At 71.0% G+C, this 6,219-nt stretch carries 5 protein-coding genes; 3 read left to right on the forward strand and 2 right to left on the reverse strand.

What is annotated here, in order from left to right; translation table 11 throughout:
• Together Van01_RS32510 and Van01_RS32515 are read right to left on the reverse strand one after the other, a co-directional pair.
• On the reverse strand, positions 1–912 hold a 912-nt coding region (locus tag Van01_RS32510; protein WP_239099443.1), incomplete at its 3' end, for a TRM11 family SAM-dependent methyltransferase.
• The gene (locus Van01_RS32515; protein ID WP_204015769.1) at positions 905–1,768 is read right to left on the reverse strand and encodes a hypothetical protein; all 864 of its coding nucleotides are present in this window, start codon (positions 1,766–1,768) and stop codon (positions 905–907) included. The genes Van01_RS32515 and Van01_RS32510, both read right to left, overlap by 8 nt.
• Before the next feature lie 1,620 nt (positions 1,769–3,388).
• On the opposite strand from Van01_RS32515, the gene Van01_RS32520 reads away from it, so the two are divergent.
• From Van01_RS32520 to Van01_RS32530, 3 genes are all read left to right on the forward strand, one after another.
• Positions 3,389–4,252: a hypothetical protein gene (locus Van01_RS32520; RefSeq protein WP_204015771.1), complete on the forward strand. Its 864-nt coding sequence runs from the start codon at positions 3,389–3,391 to the stop codon at positions 4,250–4,252.
• 618 nt (positions 4,253–4,870) lie between these two features.
• Positions 4,871–5,254 carry a pilin gene (locus Van01_RS32525; RefSeq protein ID WP_204015773.1) on the forward strand — a complete coding sequence of 128 codons (384 nt, stop codon included), beginning with the start codon at positions 4,871–4,873 and terminating at the stop codon, positions 5,252–5,254.
• A gap of 3 nt (positions 5,255–5,257) precedes the next feature.
• Complete coding sequence (locus Van01_RS32530) at positions 5,258–6,178, forward strand: TrbL/VirB6 family protein (protein ID WP_204015775.1); 921 nt, start codon at positions 5,258–5,260, stop codon at positions 6,176–6,178.
• Positions 6,179–6,219 lie beyond the last annotated feature (41 nt).

Genomic DNA, 6,219 nt, shown 5'->3' on the forward strand with positions numbered 1-6,219 from the left:
GGGCGGCTGGCGGAAGATCAGCACGTCCTCGTGCGTGATCAGGTGCAGCGGGGTGCCGCCGGCGCGGGCCTTGCGTACGGCCTGGAGTTGGAAGAACGACGGGCGGGCGACGAGTTGCCCGTCGCGGACCGCCGCGAGTAGCGCGACGCACCGTTCGGTGGGTATCAGGCCGGCGCGGACCCCGGCGGCGATCACGGCGCTGGGCAGGTCGACCAGTTGCCCGTGCTTGCGCCACGGCCGGGCGGTGACTACGACCGTGCCGCCGGGTCGCAGCAGGCCCGCGCAGCCGCGCAGGATCTGCTCGAACCCGTCGGCGAGGCCGGTCAGGTCGCGGTAGGCGAGGTTGCCGCGGTCGGCGCCGTCGTTGTAGGCGTTGTCGAACTTTGCCACCCCGTGCTCGCCGGGGCGGACCAGGCCGTGCACGGTCGGCCCGTAGGGCGGCGAGGTGACCACCAAAGCGACCTGCCCGGTGAGGGCGGTGGGCAGGAGTGCGGACAGGCGGGTGGCGTCGCCGCGTATCACCGACGCGCGGCCGGTGGCGCCGTGGTGGCGGGCGTGGGTGATGTTGGCGTCGGCGATGTTGGACCAGCGTGCCTCGTACTCCACGCCGATGGCGTCGCGGCCGGCGTGGATGGCTTCGATGAGGGTGGTGCCGATTCCGCACATCGGATCGAGGACGAGGTCCCCGGGGTCGGTGTACGCGTGCACGGCGTGGGCGGCGATCGCCGGGAGCATCCGCGCGGGGTGCTTGACCGATTCGGGCACGTACCGGCCTCGTCGCTGCACCGGTCCGGTGCGCTGCGCGGTCGCCCACACCGACAGCCCTTCCGGCGGTGCCAGGTGACCCTGCCGGTCTCGAGGTGCGGCGTCGCGGTCCGGCTGTTCCGGGTGGGGGGTGGGGTGGTCAGTCACGGTGCTCACCCCCGTGGTGGCGCCGCGCGTCCGGTACGGGGGAGAACACGAGCAGGTCCGCGTGGACCCGCAGGTGCGCGACCCACCGCGGGTGGGTGAGGGTGAGTAGTTCCTCGTCGGTGGCGTAGTAGGCGAACTGGTCGGCGTCGGTGTCGGCGGTGACGGCGACGATGTGCTGCAGGTAGCCCAGCCCGGCTTGCGCGGCGGCGGTGGTGACGGGGCTGAAGTCCTCCGGCCCGGGGGCCGTGGTGGGGCCGGTGACGACGAGGACGAGGCAGCCGCCGGGGCGCAGCAGCCGCGCGCAGACGGTCAGTAGCCATGCCAGGCGGACCCGGTTGACCGCGTCGTCGCGGTCCAGCGGCCAGCTCGCCACGACCAGGCTCGTCGCCCCCGCCACGGACGTCCGCCCCGGCTCGGCGGGGTCGGCGGGCGGGGTGTCGGTGAGGTCGTCGCCGAACCACGCGGCGATGTCGGGCACCGCATCGCCGTCGTCGGTGACGGCGGCCGGGTCGCGGCGGGTGGGCGGGGTGGCCGCCGGTCCGATGATCAGGCTGGACACCTGGGTGAACCAGCCGGGGTGGTGGCGTCGCTGCCCGGCCGCGCAGACGTCGGTGAGCGTGTGGTCGGTGGTGAGGTCGACGACGGCCTCACCGGGGCGGGTGTAGGCGGCCACGAGCCGGTAGGCCAGCCGTGCGCCGACGCTGCGGCCGGCGTCGCCCGGGTCGTGGGCGGTGCGCCACACGGTGACCGGCGCCGGCGGTTCGCCGGCGACCACGTCGATCAGGGTCGGGTCGGTCGAGGGCGGGCTGAGCGGGTGGACAGGGACGTTGTGGTGCTGCGGCGTGTGCTCGCTCATTAGGTGTCGGCTCCACGCCGCGCATGTAGTGCGCTGACACTGGTAAACCCGCGCCTGTGTGCTCTGGCGAACGCCTGCTGAACTCACGGCCGCTCACAACGCGGCAGCGACCGTGCTGCGCGCTGTTGCCGGGCGATGCCGCCGTGCACGGCGAAGCAGGCGTTAGACCGTTGACCCGGCAGCGGCGGTATATGACAGCGCAGCCACCTGCGCGCCGCAATTGACAATCGACCACCGGCGATGACATGAGTGGATGACAGAATGTCCGCGGCGCGGTGGCGTGGCCCGGGTTGATGGCTCGAGGTCTGCCCGTGTCTTGTCCGTCGGAATGGCCGTGACCGACGCGGCGCAGTGTCACAGGCGCGGCCGTCGAGGTTGACGCCGGCGTGGCCGCGCCCGGGTTCACCACGTCGCTGTCACAGGCCGTACCCGCCCGTGGCCGATGTCAACGTCCAGCTCACGCGCCTCGGCGGACACAATGTCAGCGACAGCCATCGATGCCGAGAGGCAACGTGTCCTGGGGTGCCGTCGTCGTCGGCGGTCGTGGCACCACCGCCGCGACTGAGTGGTCGCCGTGGCCGGCAGGGCGTTGTCCATCTGTCCGCAGCCATCAGCCATGGTCGTTGACAACGTCACTGTGGCGGGGGATGACGGTCATGTCAGCGGTGTCCGGAGAGACGGCCTCGGTGGCGCGCCAAGTGCACGGTCGTCATGTCACTTCGGCCACGGCCGCCGTCCCCGTCGGTCAGGATTGCCGATCCCTTCACGACGTCGGTTGGCTGTCGCCTGGACGCGCCCGACGACGCGAGCAACGACGCGTCGAGGACTGCGACGCTGTACGCGATGTCCGTTGACAGCGAAGTTGGCCAGTTATCGGTCCTGTGACCAGGGGTGGGTCAACTTCGATGGCACGGAGGTTGGCTCGCGGGCTCAGATGTGGCCGCTGGACTCGAGGTTTGTGCCATCGAATCTGACCTGGGTCGTGGTTGTAGCATCGTGCCGCCGGTCTCTGTGAGCCGCTGTGAGTCACTGTGAGTGGCTGTGTGCCGCTGTGAGTGGCTGTCGGATGCGCTCGGCCGTCACTCACACCCCAGCTCAGCGGCTTGTCCGACGGGTTCGGCTGCCGATGGTGAGCGGGCGGTGTTCTCGGGAGACGTAGTCGCGGACGGTGTGATACGAGGTCTTGGCTTGATGCTCGTCGATGGCCAACTGTAGTGGCACGAAGCCGCATCGGTACAGATTCGATGGCACACAGGTCAACTTCAATGACACAGGACAGCGACGCTGTACGCGACCCGGGAGCCGCCGTGAGCCACTGTGAGGGGCTGTGAGCGGCGTGACGGGTCGCAGTGAGAGGCACTAACCCGGCGCGGTGGGGGCTAGGCGGTGTGGGCTGGATTGCCGCTCACAGCCCTGGTCAGCGGCTCGCGTGACAACGAGCACCACCGCCCGTGCCGGCGGTGCAGGCGCCACCACCCGCGTCGAGCTGACGGCGCTTCCGATGGCGGTGAAACGGCGGTGACCTGCGCTGTGGGCGGTTGTGGGCCACGGCTGGCGTAATCGGTGCCCAAGCGTCGCCCGATGCGCGGCGACGATCCCTACGTCAAGGAGCGGGCAATCATGAGCACGACTTCCACACAGTGGCCGCGTTCCCCGCTGGACGCCGCCGAGGTGGCGTTCACGGCGTTGACCTGCGAACCCGAGCCTTTGTCGCTCGATCTAGACCAGCTCGGCCCGGACGTCGGACTGCCGGCGGGGGTGATGACGGTGCTGGCGGTGCGCGACTGGCTGCTGGCGCATCGACGGTCCTTCGAGGCGCGCGACGCGGTCTGGGTGGAGGTGATCCGCCGTGCACGGCTGAACGGGCCGCAGTGGGTCATCGGCGCGGTCGGCATGGCCCTGCCGGCGCTGCGCCGCTACACCCGTCAGCTGTGCCACGGCTACCAAGGCGATCCCGACGACATCGAGGCGGAGGTTCTCTCCGGGTTCCTGGCAGCGCTGCGCGATCACGTCGATCTCGCCCGGCCCGCCCCGTACGCCGGGCTGTGCCGCGCCGGCTGGCGCGCCGGCTTCAAGCTGCGCCAGCAGGCGGCGGAGACCACGCCGGTTGAAGACGTCGAGCACGTCATCGGGCCTCGCACCCCGCAGATTCCCTACGGGCATCCGGACGTGTTGATCAGCCGTGCCGTACGGCTCGGCATCCTCGACGCCGACGACGAGCAGTCCTACATCGACGTGCGGCTCGGTCGACGGGCCATCGAACCGATCGCCTACCTGCGGGGCCTGAGCACCGATGCCCTGCGGATGCGCCTGGGACGCATCGACACCCGCATCGCCGAAGCCCTCGCCTCGGGCCTGCTCACCGGGACGGCATCCCCCCAAGCCGCCGAGGCCCTCACCGCCCAGGCCGAACGGCGCAGCAACCTGCGCGTCGCCCGCCGCCGCCCTGCCCCGCAAGACACGAGCCGGCTGGCCGCCGCCTGAGCCCCGCCCCGCGAACGTCTCTCGCGGCGCCCGCACCGAACCCCGGTGTAGGCGCCGCAGCCTTTCCGCGCTGCGCAGACGGCACCCGGCAGGGCTCACCAACCCGACCCGCGAGCGCAGCCGGTGAACAAGCCTCCAAGCCGAAGCGGCGGCGACCGGATCATCCAGACCGGGGGAAACCCTGCCGTCGGAGCGGAAGCATTGAGAAAAGCGCAGGTCGGACGGGAAGGGCATGCTGGGTGTGAGCGGCTGTGAGTGGCTGTGAGTCTTTGTGGGAACAGCAGGCGTTCGTCAGAGCACACAGGCGGCGGTTTACCAGTGTGAGACCGCCTCGCCCGCCTCGCCCGCCACGGCGGCATGACGGTCCCGCCCGCCGCCAGAGGGCCGGCCCACGTCGGGCCGCCCGACGCACCGGACGTCTCCGGGTGCCGCGCAGTTTGGTGCGCTGACACCTCATCGAACACACCGCTACCCGACAAGGGAGGACGTGCTCCTCCCGGGGACGGTCGTGCTTCGCCGGCGCCGCCGCGCGTCCGCGCCCCTCTGGCGGCGGTCCACCCATCCCGACCGCCGACAACCGCCCCGCCCTCACCAGGCTGGGCAGGAGGTGAACGACCAATGTCCCGCATCTCGGCACGTCTTCGTGCCCTCACCCACTCCCGCCCCACCCGTCAGGTCGGCCGTGTCGCCGCCGTCACCGGCGAGGTGCTGCTGTTCCTGTCCGTACCCGCCGCCGCGTACGCCGACCCCGGTGTGCCCGTGCTGGCGGCGAACTCCCTGCCGGTTGTCATCAACAACCTGCAGAACTGGCTGATCGGCATCCTCGCCGCCGTGGCCACCCTGTTCCTCGTCCTGGCCGGCGTGTACTGGGCCACGGCTGGCGGCGACCCGGCGCAGGTCGACAAGGCCAAAGGGGCGCTGCGCAACGCCCTGATCGGCTACGGCCTGGCCATCCTCGCGCCGGTCCTGCTGCAGGTCGTTCAGGGAATCGTGGGGAGCTGACCGATGGGTTGGCTGCTCGACCAGATCCTGGACTGGCTGGTGGCGGCGATCCTGGCGACTCTGGACGCGCTGATCGGGGTGATCAGCAGTGCGCTGCTGATCACCCCGAACGTCACGGCCCTGCCGCAGGTGCAGGCGCTGACTGGCCGTTCGGTGTTCGTCGTGGACACCGTCTTCGTTCTCGCGTTCGTCGCCGCCGGCGTGCTCACCATGACCGCCGGCGGCGACGAACGCTCCCGCTACGCGGTCAAGGACCTTCTCCCGCGCTTGATCGTGGGGTTCGTCGCCGCGCACTTCTCCCAGCTGTGGTGCGGGATGCTCATCGACCTCGCCAACGGCCTCACCGCGGCGCTGACCACCGGCGACGGTGACAGCGACGGCGCGCTGCGGGCGATCGAAACGCACGTCACTGCGGGGCAGGACAAGACCGCGGTGCTGCTGTTCGTGATCTGCGTGGCGATCATCGCGGTCCTGCTCGCCGGGACCGCGTTCAGCGTGATCGTCCGCTTCGCCGTCGTGCTCGTCCTGACCGCCGCCGCGCCGCTTGCCCTGGCGTGCCACGCGCTGCCGCAGACCGACGCGGTAGCCCGCCTGTGGTGGCGCTCGTACGCCGGTGTCCTGGCGGTGCCGGTGGTGCAGGGCTTCACTCTCTACGCCGGGCAGTGGATGCTCACCGACCCCGACAACCTGCTGCCGGTGCTCGGCCTGCCGGTCGACCCGGGCGGGGTGATCAACCTGTTCGTAGTGATGGTCATGCTGTGGACCACCCTGCGGGTGCCGAGCCTCATGCGCCGCTATGTCAGCGCGGGCAGCGGCGGCGGAGGGGTCAACATGATCGGCGCCGCCGTGCGGGTCATCCTGGTGCAGCAGGTCACCCGTTCGCTTCCCGGCCTCGGCCGCGGGCTGCGGGCGGTAGGCCGATGAGCGCGTACGCCGACCGCGGCGAGGCAGGGCGGACACGGATG

This window comes from Micromonospora andamanensis (assembly GCF_016863495.1).
In the GTDB taxonomy this organism is placed as follows: domain Bacteria; phylum Actinomycetota; class Actinomycetes; order Mycobacteriales; family Micromonosporaceae; genus Micromonospora; species Micromonospora andamanensis.